At 42.2% G+C, this 18,604-nt stretch carries 13 protein-coding genes; 9 read left to right on the top strand and 4 right to left on the bottom strand.

Annotated features, from left to right (window positions below; translation table 11 throughout):
* Nucleotides 1–84: 84 nt before the first annotated feature.
* Nucleotides 85–2,328 carry an RNA polymerase recycling motor HelD gene (gene helD / locus J0K78_RS17730; RefSeq protein WP_242517945.1) on the top strand — a complete coding sequence of 748 codons (2,244 nt, stop codon included), beginning with the start codon at nucleotides 85–87 and terminating at the stop codon, nucleotides 2,326–2,328.
* Nucleotides 2,329–2,452: 124 nt separating this feature from the next.
* Here helD and J0K78_RS17725 read toward each other — a convergent pair whose 3' ends face one another.
* From J0K78_RS17725 to J0K78_RS17715, 3 genes are read right to left on the bottom strand one after another with little or no spacing between them, the layout of a single operon-like run.
* Nucleotides 2,453–3,583, bottom strand: a complete 1,131-nt coding sequence (locus J0K78_RS17725; RefSeq protein WP_242517944.1) for a Ger(x)C family spore germination protein — start codon at nucleotides 3,581–3,583, stop codon at nucleotides 2,453–2,455.
* Complete coding sequence (locus J0K78_RS17720; RefSeq protein WP_206948284.1) at nucleotides 3,580–4,686, bottom strand: GerAB/ArcD/ProY family transporter; 1,107 nt, start codon at nucleotides 4,684–4,686, stop codon at nucleotides 3,580–3,582. Before J0K78_RS17720 ends, J0K78_RS17725 begins: the two co-directional genes overlap by 4 nt.
* Nucleotides 4,683–6,164 (bottom strand): spore germination protein, encoded by a 1,482-nt coding sequence (locus J0K78_RS17715; RefSeq protein ID WP_206948283.1) that lies wholly within the window; start codon nucleotides 6,162–6,164, stop codon nucleotides 4,683–4,685. The genes J0K78_RS17720 and J0K78_RS17715 overlap by 4 nt, the downstream gene beginning before the upstream one ends.
* 191 nt (nucleotides 6,165–6,355) lie before the next feature.
* On the opposite strand from J0K78_RS17715, the gene J0K78_RS17710 reads away from it, so the two are divergent.
* The 8 genes from J0K78_RS17710 to J0K78_RS17675 all read left to right on the top strand — a co-directional run bounded on the left by J0K78_RS17710 (nucleotide 6,356) and on the right by J0K78_RS17675 (nucleotide 17,132).
* Nucleotides 6,356–7,375 (top strand): TIGR00341 family protein, encoded by a 1,020-nt coding sequence (locus J0K78_RS17710; protein ID WP_206948282.1) that lies wholly within the window; start codon nucleotides 6,356–6,358, stop codon nucleotides 7,373–7,375.
* A gap of 957 nt (nucleotides 7,376–8,332) precedes the next feature.
* On the top strand, nucleotides 8,333–10,081 hold the full coding sequence (locus J0K78_RS17705) for an ABC transporter ATP-binding protein (protein WP_206948281.1): 1,749 nt from the start codon (nucleotides 8,333–8,335) through the stop codon (nucleotides 10,079–10,081).
* A complete protein-coding gene (locus J0K78_RS17700) occupies nucleotides 10,078–12,105 on the top strand; it encodes an ABC transporter ATP-binding protein (RefSeq protein ID WP_206948280.1) in 2,028 nt (675 codons plus the stop codon). Before J0K78_RS17705 ends, J0K78_RS17700 begins: the two co-directional genes overlap by 4 nt.
* A gap of 34 nt (nucleotides 12,106–12,139) precedes the next feature.
* On the top strand, nucleotides 12,140–12,973 hold the full coding sequence (locus tag J0K78_RS17695; RefSeq protein ID WP_206948279.1) for a S1C family serine protease: 834 nt from the start codon (nucleotides 12,140–12,142) through the stop codon (nucleotides 12,971–12,973).
* A 368-nt stretch (nucleotides 12,974–13,341) separates the two neighbouring features.
* Entirely contained in the window at nucleotides 13,342–14,079 is a 738-nt protein-coding gene (sigI, locus tag J0K78_RS17690; RefSeq protein WP_160915329.1) for an RNA polymerase sigma factor SigI, read from the top strand.
* Nucleotides 14,076–15,248 (top strand): anti-sigma factor domain-containing protein, encoded by a 1,173-nt coding sequence (locus tag J0K78_RS17685; RefSeq protein WP_206948278.1) that lies wholly within the window; start codon nucleotides 14,076–14,078, stop codon nucleotides 15,246–15,248. Before sigI ends, J0K78_RS17685 begins: the two co-directional genes overlap by 4 nt.
* A 71-nt stretch (nucleotides 15,249–15,319) precedes the next feature.
* Nucleotides 15,320–15,721 (top strand): DUF1499 domain-containing protein, encoded by a 402-nt coding sequence (locus J0K78_RS17680; protein WP_206948277.1) that lies wholly within the window; start codon nucleotides 15,320–15,322, stop codon nucleotides 15,719–15,721.
* Entirely contained in the window at nucleotides 15,711–17,132 is a 1,422-nt protein-coding gene (locus J0K78_RS17675; protein ID WP_206948276.1) for a dihydrolipoyl dehydrogenase family protein, read from the top strand. Before J0K78_RS17680 ends, J0K78_RS17675 begins: the two co-directional genes overlap by 11 nt.
* A gap of 59 nt (nucleotides 17,133–17,191) precedes the next feature.
* Here J0K78_RS17675 and J0K78_RS17670 read toward each other — a convergent pair whose 3' ends face one another.
* Complete coding sequence (locus J0K78_RS17670) at nucleotides 17,192–17,803, bottom strand: TetR/AcrR family transcriptional regulator (RefSeq protein WP_206948275.1); 612 nt, start codon at nucleotides 17,801–17,803, stop codon at nucleotides 17,192–17,194.
* Nucleotides 17,804–18,604 lie beyond the last annotated feature (801 nt).

Raw genomic sequence — 18,604 nt, 5'->3', positions numbered from 1 at the left:
ATGATGGGCCAGCGCTCACGCGTCATTCCATTAGGTAAATGTTCTGTGAACTCTTCAGAACAAAAAGAAGGAGGAATGGCTCAAATGACGGAACGGCATCCGGAATTTGAAAAAGAATTGGATCGGCTTTCCTTTACGAAAACGTACATGGACAAACTGATCGCCTCACAGGAAACGGGTCAGGAATCACTGAAGAAGCGCCAGGAAGACACACTTGAAAACCTTAGCTTTAAAGACAGCAGTCTTAGATATCAAGAAATGCTCTCTCATGCAAATTTCATGAAAATGTCCAAAGAACAGTTGGAGAACCTCAAACATCTACGAAATAAACCGTACTTTGCCCGCATTGATTTTCATCAGAAAGAAAAGCCCGATCGAGAAATATTTTATATTGGTAAGACGTCTTTATTTGATCGGGAGACTCAATTTCCTATTATCTTGGATTGGCGTTCCCCTCTAGCAAATGTTTATTATGAAGGCCGCCTGGGAGAAGTGAGTTACGAAGCCCTTGGAGAAAGGTATGAAGGAGATGTTTCCCTAAAACGACAGTATCAGATTGAAGATGGAGAGCTGTTGGATTATCGGGATATCGACCTTACTACAAAGGATGAGTTGCTCCAGGATTCGTTAGCTCAAAATGCAGAAAAGCGTTTAACTGAAATTGTATCAACTATTCAAGAAGAACAGAATAAAATCATTCGTGCAGACTTACGAAAGCCAATCATTGTGCAAGGGGCTGCGGGGAGTGGGAAAACGACGATTGCTCTTCACCGAATTTCTTATTTTCTATACACAATGAAAGAGATTTTCCGCCCGGAAGAAATGCTCATTCTCGCCCCTAACCGTCTGTTTATTCAGTACATATCTGAAGTCCTGCCGGAACTTGGAGTAGATCGAGCGAGACAGACCACATTTACCGAGTTTGTTCAAGAAGCTACTGGTCTTCATCTACCGGTCATTTCCCAGCACGAGGTGCTCATGAATGTTGTAGAAGATCCTAAGAAACACAGCGCTATTCATGATGCGAGACTTAAAGGGTCCAAAATGTTCAAAGACATTCTGGATCGCTATCTGCAAAAATGGAAAAAATCCTACAAGGTAGAGGATGATTTTACCCTCGCAGGATTCAAGGTCAAAAGTGCAAAAGCCATCAATCGACTGTTTTTTGAGGAATACAGTTATTTTCCTTACGAGGTGCGCGTTCAAAAAATCAAGGCTGTTTTGCAAAGTGAATTACGAAGAAAAAAGAAGGAAATTTTGAATAAAATGGCTGCCAAATATGATGAAGCCTTGGACGATGCGCTTTATGGGATGAAGAATGCGGAGAAACGCAAAATCCGTGTTAGTTTTTTGATTACACGGAAAGAGGAGAGGCTTGATGAAATTAAAAAAGCAGCCAGGACAGCGGTCAATCGTTACATGAAGCAATATCCGGAAGTGGCTGTCTGGACACTCTATCAGCAGCTCTTTCAGGAAGAATGCTTTTCACTGGTTGCTGCTGAAGAATCTTCTGAATGGGAACAAATGAGAAAGAATACAAGAAAAGTTCATGCAAAAGGGAAGCTTTGTCCGGAGGATTTAGCTCCTCTTTTGTATTTAAAGACCTTTATCACCGGTCTTGACCCTGATGATCGTACAAAGAAAGTGGTCATTGACGAAGCGCAGGACTATAGCTTTATGGAAATCTTCAGTTTGAGGAAGGCTTTCCAAACAGATTTGTTCACCATTGTAGGGGACTTGGCTCAAGGGATCTATCATTACCGAGGCTTAGAGAATTGGGAGACGTTACAAAACGAAATATTCCCAACCGCGAATTATCTTACTTTGCAGAAGACGTACCGCACGACCATTGAAATCATGAATTTAGCGAACAGCCTTTTGGATGATATGCCAGATGCACTTCCTAAAGCCGAGCCCGTCGTCCGACATGGGGATGTACCTACTTTCCTTTATAGGGATGAGCATGCAATTAAGAATATCCATCCATTGATTAAAGATTTACTCGAAAAAGGGATGAATAACTTTGCTTTTGTTACGAAAACAAAACATGAAGCGGAGCAGTTAGCTCATGAACTTCCTTCATTTGAGATTATGGACGAGAACACGGACGTGTTAGGAGATCGCGTCATTCTCCCCGCCTATCTTGCCAAGGGACTGGAGTTTGATGTTGTTATTCTCTATTGTAATGAACATACGTATGGAAGAAATGAACTGGATCTGAAAATGCTTTATGTAGCTATGACGAGGCCTCTGCATCGTCTTTATTTGATTGGAAGGCAGCCGGAAGACTTTCTCCTTACAGATAAGGATGGACTTTGGACGCTTTAGTACTTCCCGCGTAAAAGCGCAGGAGTGGTTGATGCACACATCCAAAGTCCATCCTTGAGAATGCATAAATGGATGTAAACCCTTGTGATAAGAAGGTGCAACATTTTTCACAAGGGTTTCTACATTATTCGGAAATGCCATAGCGAAGAAGTTTAAAAGATACATCAAAATCAACTTGAAGACTTGGGATTTGCTCCCGCCAATTTTCTTTAGTTACCCGATTCGTTCTGTTCTGGGTGTTGTACTTTGCACCGAATCCAACAGGATCGACTCTATTATCAATCAGCACCTGCAAGGTTTCTTGAAGGTGTCTTTTTATTTGTTTTGCAATTTCCTTTTCTAAAGTTTCTACAGCTTCTTCATTTTTTAAATCTATATCCTGTGTGATTTCCAACAAACGACCTTCCATTTTCAGTTTGAATGATTGTTTGGTTGGATCTCCTTTAGAAGGGGTAATGGCATGTTCAGAATTCAGCTCATGGATAGATACATGCAGGGCATTTTCCCCTGGTTGATCGATGCTTTCTTTTTTGTGATACTTCTCTAATGCGTCCTTGGGCAGTTGGACTTGAAATTGCCCATGGTCAAATTCTTGTTTCATGAGCATAATGTAGAACGTGTGCTCATGGGATGTCGTATGGACATAGCGGTCATCCTGGAATAAACTGATTCCGTTGATCACGGCTTTATCGTCTTCAAGTGTAAGTGATGGAAGAATGGGGTCTTTGCCCGTGTCATAATAGTCATGCAGAAAGCTTGTCAATACAGCATTGGGAATCGCTTCTTCTTTGATGCTTTTTTTAATCAGCTCCTGAATATAATTCCCCGTGTTCGGGCGATCTTCGTCATTTCCTGATTTCAACAGTTCTTCTGACGGAACTTCACTTGTAGCTAAGTAACCCATATCCGATATGGCAGCATCTCTTTGAAGGGTGTCCATATACTTCATCATCCCTCGTTTGGCCAGCTCGTTTTCAAATATTTCAAGTCTTACTTGACCGGAGACGAGTTGATGACTGGTGAGACGGCTTGTCGCAAATCGTATCCCTTTTGATGTATCTGCTTCTCCCGTAACGACCTGCGAGGTGCTTGTTTCCCCAGCATCAAATTGATACATGACAAGCGTGCCTCGTATCCTTTCATCTTCAGTCAAGTCATATCCAACAGCTGAAATGATACCTAATGTTTCTATATACGATTTGGGGATGCAGCCGGCCAAGAGGAATAGGACGACAAGAAGGGATGACCATTTCATGATGCATGCCTCTTTTTCATTGATTTTTTTAGTAGAACCAACACGTAAATCAATAATGGATAGACAAAAACAATCCAAAAACCAATTTGCCCCGTCCAGTCGGTCAGTTCGTTTAGGGCGACCCTTTTTTCTGCTGTGATCGAGGTTATGAATAAAAGAAAGGCTAATCCGTACAAGGATGGTTTCTTTGGTGCATTGAAAAGCCGATTTAAAGAATGGACGATCATCCATCCGAATAAAACGATATTCGGAATGATAACCATCATCCATAACGCCACAGCAATAAAATCAAATCGTTCTAATATGGAAAAACTTATGATTTTGAACAAAGATAAAGTGGCCCATACGGTGGACTTTAACTGATCAGGGCTGAAATAACCGATGGAAACAACGGTAACTAACAGGATGAGAAAAGTCGTAAAGAGTACACCCGCATGTGCTGGAAGGGCCGCTCTTTGTTTATCCTGGATAAACGGATAAACAAAAAAGAGAATCTCGAGTCCAAGCACAGAAAAAGTGACTTGCTGCACTCCCTTTAGCAGATCAGGAACAGGTGTCTGAAGCACGGGTAAGAAGTGTTCCCAATCCATATAGGTGATCGGTTTGTAGATGGTAAAGACAAGCCAGATGGTAAGAAAGAAAAAAACGACGCTTGTCCCTACGACCACTCTGAATCCGCCTAAAATACTATAAACCATGAGGGATAGTAAAAAGAGAGACATCAGCCATATCGGCATTTCAGGAAAGATAAATACCTGAACCACTTCAATGTAATTTTTAATGACCGTCAAAAGAAGCATGTAAATGTAGAGGACATATATTATGCCCAAGGCTTTCCCGATCCACACGCCAAATAAATCTTGCTGAATCCCAAGAATGTCGGCATTTTCATAAGACTTCAATATTTGGAGCATGATGAAAACTATCAAATGAAGGTAAAGGCCCGCTACCAATACTGAAATCCAGGCATCCACCCCTGCTTCCAGCACAAGTATTCGGGGTACCCCCATTAACCCAGCACCGATTTGTGAGGTATGGATGATAAAGAAAAGATAGAAAGCTTGAACGGTACGATCAGGATGAAAGGGGATATTCGTTTTCATAGACGGTCCACATCATTTCGTTCTCTCGCTTTTGACTCACTGTACCTCGAGTTGTCTTTGGTCATAAGAGCTTTGGAGCGTTTGGCGTTTTTTTGAAAAGGTACTCTGAAAATGGATTCATTGAAATCACTCCATTCAAATGGATAGATGGGGGCCAAATATGGACGTCCTAATGATTTCTGCTTTAAAAGATGAATAATAAGGAAAGACAAGGCAAATACAATGCCGATGATTCCCCAGGCACCTGCCAGAAGGATCATCGGAAAGCGGATGATTCTAATCGCTGTCCCCATTAAATAACTCGGGGCAGTAAAGGAAGCCAGAGCACTGAGTGCGATGATAATGATGAGAATGTTGCTCGTGAATCCAGCTTCTACAGCAGCTTGACCAAGAACGATCCCTCCAACAATACCCATCGTTTGCCCCACCTTCGTAGGCAAGCGGGCTCCTGCTTCTCTAAGTAATTCAATCAGAATTTCCAGTAAAAGAGCTTCTAAAACAGGGGGGAAAGGTACCGTCGATCTGGATTGTCCTAAGGATACAAGTAATGTGCTAGGGATGATTTCATAGTGAAACGTCAGTGCTGCTACATACATCGGTGTCAGAATGATGGACAAAGCCATGGAAACGAATCGAAGCAGCCTTATGAAACTCCCCATATTCCAGCGCATATATAAATCTTCCGTCGACTCAAAAAAACTGAAGAGATTCATCGGTCCCAGCAACATGGTCGGGCTTTTATCGACCATAACCCCTACACGACCTTTAGAAATGGCATTACAAAACCGATCGGGCAGTTCCGTGAATATCAACTGAGGAAAAACGGTACTTGAGGAATCCTCTATCAATTGTCCAAGGACACTCGTGTCTTCTACTTCAGAGATATTTAAATCCTGAATCCGTTGTCTCATAGTGTTCACATTCTCTGTATTGGCAAGAGACTTCAAGTACACGATACGTATTTCCGATTGAATCCGTTCGCCGACAATCAACTTTTCCGTAACGAGGTCTGATGTGTCGAGACGCCAACGGATAACATTCAAGTTCGTCATGAGGGATTCAGTAAACGACACTTGAGGACCAAAAACCAGAGACTCTGTTTCTGCTTGGTTTAAAGGACGGTGCTCTTGATTGGGGAGAGCGAATAGCGTTGCCTCTTTTTCACTTTCAATGTATATGCAAACACTCCCATGAATCATCTGCTCTATGATGGCATCCATTTTATGCTCTTGTTTCGTGGAAGCTAGAGGGATTTTATTCATAAGCCCCTCATTCGACCAAGGGTGAGTAGATCTAGTGATAATTTCTAAAATTTCATCCTCCAGCTGTTCTTTGTTTACTTGATAATGAATGAATTGGACAATGATCAATTGACCTTCATGATTAAATACTTTTTGGACAAGATCCGGACTTTGATTAAGTAAATCTTTGGATGACGACAGAAACTGGTCTTTCTTCATCGGTAGTAGGAGAGACATCAAGGAACCCCCTTTCTATTCTTCTCTAAGTAGAATTAGTATGTGGAAAATAGGAGACATTATGAAGGAGGTTCAATCCATCTCATTTGGAAGAGCGAGCTGAAGGACTGGAGTTATTAGAATCATCCATAGTTTAGTGTTCTTTTAATTCTTCAGATCTTATACAGAATGGTTGAATAGAGGTGAACGGCATGAACTTGCAATTAATTGAAGTGTACATTCCTGACCAATACTTTGATTCCATCGATGAGAAGTTAAAAAAGTATGATCATCGTTCATATTGGGTGTCAAGTGAATCAGAGGAACGTATGCTTGTGCGCATACTCGTCCAAAAAAATGAAGTGGAAAAAATCCTTAATTATTTGGAGGAAGTTTCTAATGTGGTGGAAGGGTTTGAGACCCTGTTAATTCCTGTCCAAACTTATATATCTAAGGAAACCATTCATGAAGAAACCAAAGAGGAAAAGGAAAAAGAAGACGACGAAGAGGAAAAGTCCCGTTTGCTGCGAGCAAGTCGCCATGAATTAATGAATGCCGCTGAAAAAAACAGCCATATTACAATGAATTATTCCTTACTTATCCTGCTATCAGCTATTGTAGCAACTGTCGGTATCATTAAAGATAGCGAAGCGGTTGTTATTGGGGCTATGGTGATAGCCCCTATGATTGGTCCTGTCATCTCCGTTGCATTTTTTGCTATTCTGGGTGATTATAAAGGACTTGGGCAGTCAGCGGTTAGTTCTTTATATGGGGTAGCCATCGTATTGTTTATTTCCATAGCCTTTGGTTTTTTTACGGATGTCGGAATGGAGAACGCTCAATACTTGGATAGAACGAAGGTGACCTTGATAGATATTCCATTGGGAGTAGCTTCTGGTGCTGCTGGAGCACTTGCTTTTTTAAATCGTTTATCCGGAAACCTGGTGGGTGTGATGGTTGCTGTAGCCTTGCTTCCGCCTTCTGTAGCTATGGGAATGTCGATCGGCGATGGATCGATGTCAGCCGCATATGGTGCATTCTTGTTAGTGACGGTAAACATCATGTCCATCCTCCTTGCTGCCGTCTCAATCTTCTCGATCAGCGGGATCCGACCTGTTCGATGGGAGGAGGTCCAAAGAGCGAATGTCTCCCGCCCCCTCTCCATCGTATTCGTCATCGTCATTGTCCTCATCCTAGCCATCGTCATTCTTGAAGGTCAGAACATTATCTGACTAAAGCTCCCGATTGTGGAAGACTCAGTTTCGAGACTTTTGTAGTGTGGATGGGGGCTTCGGGGAATAGCTCGCTTTCCGCGGGAGCGCGGTGAGCCTCCTCGGACTGCGTCCTGTGGGGTCTCACCATGCACTTCTTTCCCGCAGGAGTCTCGCCATTCCCCTCTGCCCCTTTATCATAAAAGGTTCTCGAAACCACTACTATAAGGACAGCTCGTATGATTATTAGAAATGGATGAAAGAACACCTCCCCTAGCACAGAAAAATTTGATCCAGAGCGCTTTCCCCCTAACAGTTGGATAGTAGAAGACCATCCAACTTGGTAAATGGGTTCGTTACACTCATACATCGAATGGGGTGGTTGGGAAGCTGCGAGACTCCCGTGGGAGAAGGAGATAGGCGAGATCCCGCAGGACGCAGTCCGAGGAAGCTCGGCGCTCCCCCACAGGAAAGCGAGTTGCTTCCCAGCCACCCCTGACGCTCAACCCTGGCAACGAACCCTGGAAAGTCTCGAAACTGAGTCTTCCACAATTCTGCCATATTGTTTAATAATGACTGTTTGAAAATAATGGTTGATTTAAAATTCAGAAAAATATATAATATATAATCATTGATACAAAAAGGAGGTCACGATGATGGAAAAGCAACGTCTTCAACATAAAGACAACTTCATATCGATCGTGACTATAAGCCGTTTGTTTATCTGACAACTTGGACTCGTATAGAAGAAACAAGGTCACGTAGATACGTGCCTTTTTTTATGTGTGAAAGCATACGTCAAAGGACGTATGCTTTTTTGTGTCTGAATAGAAGTCGGTTACACGACCGATTTTTATATAAATTGAATGAGATGATCAGAGGAGGAATCAAGATGGTTCACTACATGGAAAAGAAAGAATGGAACGAAGATTGGAAAGAGAGCGGCTAGTGACTGTTTAGTAGAGAGGGTGATAAACGATGTTTAGTGTATTATTCAAGCTGCGCTGGTTTTTTAAAATTTATTGGAAGCGGTACACATTGGCGATTATAGCATTAATTGTTGTAAGTATGATTGATCTGATCCCTCCAAAACTTGTGGGGATGGCGATAGACGAAATACAATTCCATTCGTTTACAAGAGAACGTCTATTGGAATTGTTGCTCCTTTATGGGGGCATCATCATCTTGAGTTATACCATTTCCTACTTATGGGATTATACGCTATTCAGTGGTGCAATGATGATGGAAAGAACGATGAGATCTCGGTTAATGAATCATTTTCTGCGGATGACTCCCACTTTCTTTGGAAAGAACCGTACGGGGGACCTGATGGCGAGGGCAACGAATGATTTGAAAGCTCTGACGATGACGGCGGGTTTCGGTATACTGACACTGGTCGATTCGACCGTGTTCATGATGATGATCATTGCTGTTATGGGTTTTACGATAAGTTGGCCGTTGACTTTTGCGGCGTTGATTCCTTTGCCGATTATGGCTGTAGTCATGAAGCGTTACGGCAAAGTGATTCATAAGCGTTTTACAGAAGCACAGGAATCTTTCGGAGAAATGAACAACCAAGTTCTTGAATCTATTCGGGGAGTTCGAGTCATTCGAGCTTTTGTGCAAGAAAATAATGATGAACGCTCATTTAACCACATGACCACGGAGGTTTACGACAAAAACATAGAGGTAGCCAAGATTGATGCGCTATTTGAACCGACCATAAAAATATTGGTGGGCCTTTCTTATACGATCGGATTGGGATACGGAGCGAACCTTGTCTTCCAAAAACAGATCACCTTAGGGGAAATGGTTTCGTTCAATGTTTATCTAGGAATGTTGATTTGGCCTATGTTCGCTGTTGGAGAACTGATTAACGTTTTGCAGCGTGGAAATGCGTCTTTGGATCGTGTACAAACGATGCTTGACTATGAGCCGGATGTAAAAGACCCTCAGTCACCTGCCTTCCTTGAAGATCCGAAGCAGGTAGTGTTTACAGGATTGTCCTTCCTTTATCCAGGGTCTGAGAAGAAAAGTCTTGATGACATTCATTTAAAGGTGAATCAAGGGGAGACCGTTGGAGTTGTAGGGAAAACAGGAGCAGGGAAGACGACGTTGTTCCGTCAACTTCTTCGTGAATATCCTGGGGCTTCGGGGCGTCTTGAGGTGAACGGCGTTTCTATAGAAGACCTTAGTCTGGATCAGACAAGATCCTGGATCGGTTATGTCCCCCAAGATCAGGTTCTGTTCTCAAAGACAATCCGAGAAAATATTCAATTTGGTAAACCAGGGGCCTCCGATTCTGAAATTAACCGCGTGTTGGAACTTGCTCATTTTGCAAATGATATTCAACATCTGCCTAAAGGGTTGGACACAAAAGTCGGGGAAAGTGGAGTTACGCTCTCGGGTGGACAAAAACAAAGGGTCTCCATCGCCCGAGCGTTCATCATGGACCCTGAAATTCTTTTGCTGGATGATGCCATGTCAGCCGTAGACGGGAAAACAGAAGCTGAAATTCTTCAACACTTAAGGAGAGAACGGAGAGGGAAGACAACGCTCATCGCCGCTCACCGACTTTCAGCCGTAACCCATGCGGATCAAATTCTGGTCCTTGAGGATGGGGCTGTTATCGAACAGGGGACGCACGAAGAACTGGTTGTAAATGGTGGATGGTATCAACAGCAGTATGAACATCAACAGTTGGAGAGCCGGGAGGTGGGACGATGAAAAAGTCGACGGAAAAACAGCTGTTTCAGTATGCGTGGCTATTCCGTAAACGTATATTCATTGGTTTGGTTTGTTTAATTATCGCCGTTGCGCTAGAACTCACCGGTCCTTTCATTGCCAAAAGGCTGATTGATCAGCATATCATTGGAATTGAGAATCAATGGTATCAGGTTGAAACAAAAGATGAACATACCGTAACGTACAGAGGAAATTTATATAAACGCTCAGATCGAAAAGATGAGTCGGATGAAGTCGTTGAAACTCGGACCATTTTACAAGTGGATCGAAACTATTACTTCACAGAAGAACAAGTGCCCGTTAGTGGTAGTCGTCAGTGGCAGGACGGGGTTTTGACTATTAAAACGTCAAACAATACGTATGCAGTAGGCGCTGAAGAATTAGAGGTACAGGAATTGTACAGCTTTTTTCTACCTGAAATGAAGTCCATTTATTGGTTACTCGGTTTATATGTAGGGTTATTGCTCATTGCATCTGTTTTTCAGTTTTCCCATACGTTTTTGTTACAAAAGTCTTCCAATAGAATTATTAGGAAAATGAGAGATGACCTTTTTTCACACATCCAGACACTGCCGATTCAATTCTTTGTTGATCAGCCGGCAGGGAAAGTAGTTGCTCGTATAACGAATGATACGGAGTCGATCCGTGAATTGTATGTAAAAGTGCTGGCGACATTTGTGACGAGTTTCTTTTATATGAGCGGTATTTATGTTGCGTTGCTGCTCTTGGATTGGAAACTCGCTTTATTGAGTTTATTATTAATTCCGATTTTACTGATTTGGATGAAGCTGTTCAAAGGGTATGCAGGAAGGTATAACCAAGTCGTCCGATCAACCGTCAGTGACATGAATGGGAATATTAATGAAGCCATCCAGGGCATGTCAATCATTCAATCTTTTAGACAGGAAAAACAAACATCAGCAGGGTTTGAACGCTTGAATGAGCGTCACTTTACCTACCAGAGGAAATTGATCAGACTTAGTGCTTTAACATCATTTAATCTCGTGAATGTATTGAGAAATCTCGCTTTCGTAGCTTTTATCTGGTACTTCGGAGCAGGTTCCATCGGTCCTGAAGGAATGGTTACGGCAGGAGTACTTTATGCATTCGTTGATTACTTGAACAGACTCTTCCAGCCCGTGACCGATCTCGTCAATCAATTGCCTCAGCTCGAGGAAGCGCGAGTAGCTGCAGGACGTGTCTTTGAAATTCTTAATGAACATGGGGAGCCTGTCAAAAACAACCCAATTGGACGGTACAATGGGGAGATTCACTTTGATCATGTGACGTTCGCCTATGAAAAAGGCAACGATGTGCTAAAAGATCTTTCATTCAAAGTGAAACCTGGAGAGACAGCAGCCTTCGTCGGTCATACCGGTTCAGGGAAAAGCTCTATCATGAATCTGTTATTCCGTTTCTATGATCCGCAGCAGGGAGCAATTCGTATCAATGGGAAGTCGACGAGTGAATGGTCGAGACAACAAGTTCGCAGCCACATGGGTATTGTCCTTCAAGACCCTTTTATTTTTAGTGGAACGATTCTGTCGAATGTGACCATGAATGATGAGCGTATTTCCCGGGAAATGGCCGTAAAGGCGTTGGAAGCTGTCGGTGCTGATCACTTTGTAGGGAAGTTACCCGGAAAATATGATGAACCAGTTAACGAAAAAGGGGATACCTTGTCGATGGGTGAAAGGCAGTTGATTTCCTTTGCCCGGGCGTTGGCCTTTGATCCTGCCATTTTGATTTTGGATGAAGCAACAGCAAACATCGATACAGAAACAGAACAACGGATACAAAAAGCATTAGAGGTTTTAAAGAAAGGGAGAACCACTTTGGTGATTGCCCATCGATTGTCCACCGTTCAGCAAGCCGACCAAATTTTTGTCCTGAATCATGGTACAATAATGGAGCAAGGGACCCACGAGCAACTAATTCATAACAAAGGTGAGTATTATCGCATGTACCAGATGCAGCAAGGTGCTGCAGGTATAGAAGCGGTATAAAGGTCTCAAAACTGCTGACATGGAGGCAGGTTTCATGCATGAGCAAGAATACAAAAAAAAAGACATCATCGATGAAGACCTGTATGAAGAAATAGATGATGAAGAATTGTATGAACTCGTTCAGGAAGAAAAGAGAAAAGCATATGAACGGGAAAGGATAGAGAAAGAACAGCGGAAGGAAAAGCGTCCATTCCCTAAATGGATATTTTGGTTGATCGCTTTCATGATGGTCTTGAATATCGTCGCTGTCCTTCCGAATACATTTTCCATACCGGCGATTGACTTTCTTATGACTTCTGCAAAACTTTCGACAAATGAAAAGGTGCAGACATATAAGGAATCCGTTGTTGTGGTGGAGGCAGGGCAAAGCAAGGGCACAGGGTTTGCTTTTACCGAAGACGGTAATATCCTTACCAACCATCATGTGATTGAAGATGAAAAAAGAATTTCTGTTGGCTTTCGAGATGACGGGCTTTTCGACGCGGAAGTCATTGCCTCTTATCCAGAAGTCGACCTCGCTGTTCTTGATGTCGAAGGAGAAAACCTCCCTCATTTGGAACTTGCTGATGAAGCGGCTTTTGATGACCGTGAACATGTGTACTTCATCGGGAATCCTCTCAAGTTTACGGGGATTGCCAATGAGGGGAATGTGATTGGCTATAAACAGTTGTCTGATTGGGACCAACAAGTTCTGATGCTTGATGCGCCGATATACCGGGGGAACTCAGGAAGCCCGGTCATCAATGATCAAGGAGAAGTAATCGGTGTAGTTTTTGCAACATTACATGATGATGATGAGGGACGGGTCGGCCTGGCGGTACCTATAGATTATTACTACGAACAGACCGAAAGAGGAAACCTCCCCTAGGGTTTCCTCTTTTGATTTTCTTGCAATTGATCATATAGTATGTCATTCATTGCTCTGGTGAGTATATATACCTACAAAATCCTTGTTTCCGGCTACTATAATTCCTTGTATACCATGGAAGAGTCTTAGGTCTTATTTTTTGAAATGGTTATTTAATAAAATGTAACCCCTATGAAGTAGACCGTTCAGGCGTTGTTCAGTAAAATGGTCATGGTCGAGGACAATACCTTTTTCCCTGACCCAATAACTGCAAACTTCAGAAATTTTGGTTGATACGATTTTGTAACACAATTGAAATAATCTTAAAAAAGACACCCAAAAAATAAAAGCCATAATCGAAAACATTAATAGGCTGGAGGTGATAAAGGTTGATCAAACGTCTTTTTCAAAAAGCAGATCCCTCCCTGGATGAACAAGTAGCTTCAGCCAAACAGGGAGATGATGATGCACGTAATGAAATGCTGAAACAGTATCAACCTTTCATCGCCAAAAGTGTTTCTGAAGTTTGTAAAAGATATATAGACCCTAAAAAAGATGATGAGTTTAGTATCGGTTTGCTTGCATTCAATGAAGCCATCCAATCTTATTCCTGTGATAAGGGCAGTTCATTTCTTTCTTTTGCAAGACTTGTCATTAAGCGGAAAGTGATTGATTACATTCGAAATGAACAAAAACGTGTGCAAGTCACTTCTCTTGATGAGGATTTCCATGATGAAGAACAAATGGAAAACCCTGTAGAAATTTCAGCAGCCAAGGAGAAGTTTCAATTGGAAACAGAAGCTTGGCATCGTAAAGAGGAAATTCTGGAATTTCAGGCCCAGTTGCAAAAGTATAAGCTTTCATTTGAAGAGCTGATTGAGGCTTCCCCAAAACATAGAGATGCTAGGGAATCCGCTGTTCAGGTGGCCAGGCTCGTTTATGAAGATGAGTTTTTATGTTCGCAAGTCATTGATAAAGGACGTTTACCGATCAAGGACTTGGTCGATCGTGTTGATGTTAGTAAGAAAACATTAGAACGGAACCGTAAATTCATCATCGCCTTAGTTCTCATCCTGAACGGGGATTACGTATATCTTAAGGATTATCTGAAAGGGGTGGGTATGTGAAAAAAGGTATTGTCATGGAACAGCAGAATGAATATATGATTGTCATGACTAGTGATGGCAAGTTTCATAGAGCTGAAAAGGTTGACCATGTAGATATTGGGATGGAAATCCAGTTCAGGACAGTCAGTGAGCGTGAAGTCCTGCATCGATGGACTCAAGTGTTGCGTAATAATTATACGCGAGCAGCTGTTGTAGCCATTATCTTCCTATTAATGGTATTCCCTGTTTTCTCCTGGTATGGCAGCAATCAGGCGTTTGCCTATATGAATATTGATATTAATCCCAGTGTTGAACTTGAATTGAATGATCAAATGAAAGTCATAGATATCATCCCTCAAAATGAGGAGGCTGAAAAGATTGTTTCCTCTTTGGAAGATTGGAAAAAGAAAGATGCATCGGAGGTTACCTTTGAGTTGATTGAATTAAGTCAAGAGAAAGGGTATGTCAATGATGCAAATCAAGTCCTCATTGGTATCAGTTATTTAAAAGAACAAGAGGAGCAGAAGTACGCGGAAGAAATTGAAACATTTCTCATGGATAAAGCGGCGAATATAAGCGTTGCTACTTTTCTGGTCCCGAAGGATCTACGAAGGGAAGCCATTGCTCAGAAGGCATCTGTCAATGAAATGGTTGCAGACAGAATAAAGAGTGAAGAAAAGGATCAGACAGGAGAATCAGAACTCCCTGTTCACGTTGAAGATGATGATCGAGAAATTATTCAATCGTTTTATAAAGAAGATTCATCTGAAGAAAAACAGGAAGAAGTCTTAGATTCTGAAGCGAAACCAACGGCTCCTCCGGCTGTAAATGTAAAACCTGAAAACCAGGGTGCGAAAAATAGACAACCTGAACAAGAGGGTCAAAAAGGGAAATCCCAAGCTCCGGGTCAGCAAAAAGAAAAGCAAAAGTCTGAACATGAGGAAAAACACATAGAAAAGAAAGACCATAAGAATAAACATAAAGAAAACGAAGATAAAAAAACGAACAGTAAACATCAGGAAAAAACCAAAAAACCGTCTCCTAAACCAAACAAGAAAGAAAAAGGGCAAGAGAAGGGTAAGGGTTCAGAACATAATCATAAGAAGGATGAACGAGAAAGAGGAGGATCAAAAGGGAAAGAGAAACCTCCTCAAGGTAACGGAAATTCTTCGAATGGAAAGCACTCCTAGACAGTTGGGAGTGCTTTTTTGTTGAAGAAGCAGGGAGGATAAGGGTATCGTGTAGAAAAGGAGGAGTAATGATGAGTAAACCATATATAGGCGTTAAGAACGGGAGACTCTCTGAATGCCCGACGTCTCCAAACTGTGTCAGTACTCAAACAAATCAGGAAGAAAAGAAGATGGATGCTTTGGTATTTTCCAAGGACTTGGAAACCACAAAGTCTTTGATTAAAGAGATTTTAAGTGAGAGACAAAGAACGACGATTGAGACAGAGAACGAAAATTATATCCATGCTGTAGTTGAATCGAAGTGGATCAAATTCAAGGACGACGTTGAATTTTATTTTGATCAGAAGGAAGAGGTCGTCCATTTCAGGTCTGCTTCAAGAGTGGGATATTCCGACTTCGGAGTCAATAAAAAAAGAATGGCAGCCATATCCGAACATTATGAGTCAATGAAGAGAGAAACCCATGACGTTTGATTATCAAATCGTTGTCATAGGTGGCGGTTCTGGTGGGTTAACGGTAGCAGCAGGTGCGGCAAGTTTTGGAGCGAAAGTAGCTCTTATTGAACGGAAAAATGAACTTGGCGGGGATTGTCTTCATTATGGATGCATGCCTTCGAAGGCATTGATTCAAGCGTCTAAAGAAGTAAAAGATGCCTCCAAATATACTCAATTGACGGAAGATGATTACGAAAGTTTTTTCACATCGGCGATGGAACGCGTATCTGATGCTTTACAGGATGTCCAGAAACATGATTCCAAAGACCGCTTTATTAACCTGGGGATTGATATTTATCAAGCAGAAGGAACGTTTCTAGATGAACATACGCTGCAGGTAGGAGAACAGAGGATTACAGCTAAACGTTTTGTTATAGCTACAGGATCTTCCCCCGCAGTCCCTCCTATTGATGGTTTAGACGAAGTGGATTACTTAACAAATGAAACTATATTCTCTCTAAGGAAAAAACCTTCTTCCATGGTGGTAATCGGTGGAGGAGTGATTGGTGTGGAACTGTCGCAGGCCATGAGTCGTCTGGGTGTGGAAGTGACAGTAATTGAAGGAAGTGAACAAGTTTTATCCAAAGAGGATAAAGAAATTGCAAATCTCTCCCAACGATTGTTATCAGAAGAGCTGAATATTTTAACAAATACTAAGGCTGAACGAGTCGAGAGAGACGGGAAACAGGTGAAAATTCACTATACGAAAGACGGGGCTCAAAACAGCATTACTGCCGATACCATCCTTGTAGCGGCTGGAAGAAAAGCGAACATCGGTAGGCTTGGGTTGGACAAGGCGGGTATTATAACTGAGAAAGGTTCGATCCAAGTGGATGCAGCTTTAAGAACGAATCAGAAACATATTTATGCTGTAGGTGATTGTAATGGCTCTATGCCTTTCACTCATGTTGCAGGAATGGAAGGGAAAATCGCTGTATCCAATGCGGTTTTGGGCCTTTCTAGAAAAGTTTCTTATGAAAAAATCCCGTGGGTTGTCTACACAAACCCAGAGATTTATCATCTTGGTTTGACCGAACAAGAAGCACAAGAGAAGTATGGGGAAGATTTATTAACCTTCAAAACAAAATTAGCTGATAACGATCGGTTTATGGCGGAACGGAAAAAAGAGGGTCTTGTAAAAGTTTTGACAACAAACCGAGGGAAAATCGTTGGAGCTCATGCTATTGGCGACGGGGCTGGAGAATGGATGCAGGAAGTCGGGACCGTTCAGGCCCTCAATAAGAAGTTTCAAAGCATCTCGAATGTTATACACCCTTACCCGGCTAAAAACAATGTCGTTTCTCAGACCGCAGACCTTTATTGGAGAGAGAAACTATTCGGAAGTAAATGGAATGATCTTATTCGCTGGTATGTGAAAAAATGGAGATAAACAAAGAATAGAAAAATGCGTAGAGTAACGTTTCTCTACGCATTTTTCTATTCAAGAATTTAATCTTCGTGCAAATGTTCGTCCTGATTCCCCATAAGGCCATAGAAAAACATATGGGTGATCTCCTCACTTAATTCTGGTAAAGAATGATCGAAGAAATCTTCCTTCGAGCGCATCGCTTGGTAGTACATTTCTATATAAAACATAATGGATCGAAAAGAAATATCCGGATGAACGAAACCTTGCGTTTTTCCCTGTTCCACGAGTTCCATAAGTAAAGGAACCGCATCTTTTTGTGTGAAGGTTTGAATCAGTTCTTGTAACTCAGGCTGGTCCCTCATCACGGTTTCAAGAAATCCAGGGTCCATATGGAGGATGTTTTCTTTTTTATCTTGAATCACAAAACGGATCTTATCTTTAAAGTCCATATCGTCATTGTGGACGACGTCCCGAAAACGGTCCAATCGTCCGTAAATGAATTTTTTTACCGTCTCGAATAGCAGTTCATCTTTGCCGCCAAAATAATTATAAATGGTGACTTGAGAAACTTGTGCTTTTTTTGCAATTTCCTGGATGCTGACTTTCTGCACCCCGTATTCTGAGAACAATTTCAGGGAGGCGTTCAAAATATTCTGCTTTTTTCGTTCTTTCCTTCTTTCAAATCCGTTCATTGTCTACACCTCTTCTTAAACCATCATACACGAAGTTATGAACCGATTCAATTCATACATTTCATTTCTGAACATACTGAATTAAACCATCCATGTTTCATAAAAGCTCCCTTTAGTTGAAGACTCAGTTTCGAGATGTTTGTGTGATTCTAGGGGCTCCCTGAAAAGGTTCGTCTTGCTCCATCGCCCAGACACTCGCGTCATAAGCAGAACAGCAACGGAATGAAAAACACATTCCGTTGCTGTTCTGCTTATGCCGGTCGTGTCTACCAGGACGATTCCGCATTTGAACACTTTCCATGGGGGGATGAGCCTCCTCAGGCTACGCCTTCCGGGGTCTCACCTGTCCCACACCTCCCATAGGAGTCTCACCGTTTCCCTCCGCCCCTTTACCTTATAAGTGTCTCGAAACTATTTCTGAAAGGGGGAGCATGAATGGTTGAGGGAAGTGGATGATTAGAACACCTGTATTCATTAGTAAGGTTCCAATTCTTCTCCTAGGCAGGCGTATAGTGTGTTGTATCAAGCATTTGCGTTTGCTAAACGTCAATGGGATAGAGTTTACATCATTCACTTCTCATAACCACACAAGCTGATTTTTCCAGTAGTGGTTTCGAGACTCTGATATAGCAAAGGGGAATGGTGAGACTCCTGCGGGGAGAAAGTGCTTGGTGAGACCCCACAGGACGCAGTCCGAGGAGGCACACCGCGCTCCCGCGGAAAGCGAGCTATTCCCCGCAGCCCCATACACTCAACATAAGTCTCGAAACTGAGCCTTCAACAATCCTGCCATATAGTGGA

Origin of the sequence: Halobacillus sp. GSS1 (genome assembly GCF_017307035.1) — a bacterium.
GTDB lineage: Bacteria > Bacillota > Bacilli > Bacillales > Halobacillaceae > Halobacillus > Halobacillus litoralis.
The sequence above is the reverse complement of the archived record's forward strand: the minus strand, read 5'-3'. Positions and strand labels throughout refer to the sequence as shown.

Excerpts from the sequence above, each read along its gene's own strand:
- helD (WP_242517945.1), top strand. The coding sequence starts at position 85 with ATGACGGAACGGCATCCGGAATTTGAAAAAGAATTGGATCGGCTTTCC.
- J0K78_RS17725 (WP_242517944.1), bottom strand. The coding sequence starts at position 3,583 with ATGAAATGGTCATCCCTTCTTGTCGTCCTATTCCTCTTGGCCGGCTGC.
- J0K78_RS17720 (WP_206948284.1), bottom strand. The coding sequence starts at position 4,686 with ATGAAAACGAATATCCCCTTTCATCCTGATCGTACCGTTCAAGCTTTC.
- J0K78_RS17715 (WP_206948283.1), bottom strand. The coding sequence starts at position 6,164 with ATGTCTCTCCTACTACCGATGAAGAAAGACCAGTTTCTGTCGTCATCC.
- J0K78_RS17710 (WP_206948282.1), top strand. The coding sequence starts at position 6,356 with ATGAACTTGCAATTAATTGAAGTGTACATTCCTGACCAATACTTTGAT.
- J0K78_RS17705 (WP_206948281.1), top strand. The coding sequence starts at position 8,333 with ATGTTTAGTGTATTATTCAAGCTGCGCTGGTTTTTTAAAATTTATTGG.
- J0K78_RS17700 (WP_206948280.1), top strand. The coding sequence starts at position 10,078 with ATGAAAAAGTCGACGGAAAAACAGCTGTTTCAGTATGCGTGGCTATTC.
- J0K78_RS17695 (WP_206948279.1), top strand. The coding sequence starts at position 12,140 with ATGCATGAGCAAGAATACAAAAAAAAAGACATCATCGATGAAGACCTG.
- J0K78_RS17680 (WP_206948277.1), top strand. The coding sequence starts at position 15,320 with ATGAGTAAACCATATATAGGCGTTAAGAACGGGAGACTCTCTGAATGC.
- J0K78_RS17675 (WP_206948276.1), top strand. The coding sequence starts at position 15,711 with ATGACGTTTGATTATCAAATCGTTGTCATAGGTGGCGGTTCTGGTGGG.
- J0K78_RS17670 (WP_206948275.1), bottom strand. The coding sequence starts at position 17,803 with ATGAACGGATTTGAAAGAAGGAAAGAACGAAAAAAGCAGAATATTTTG.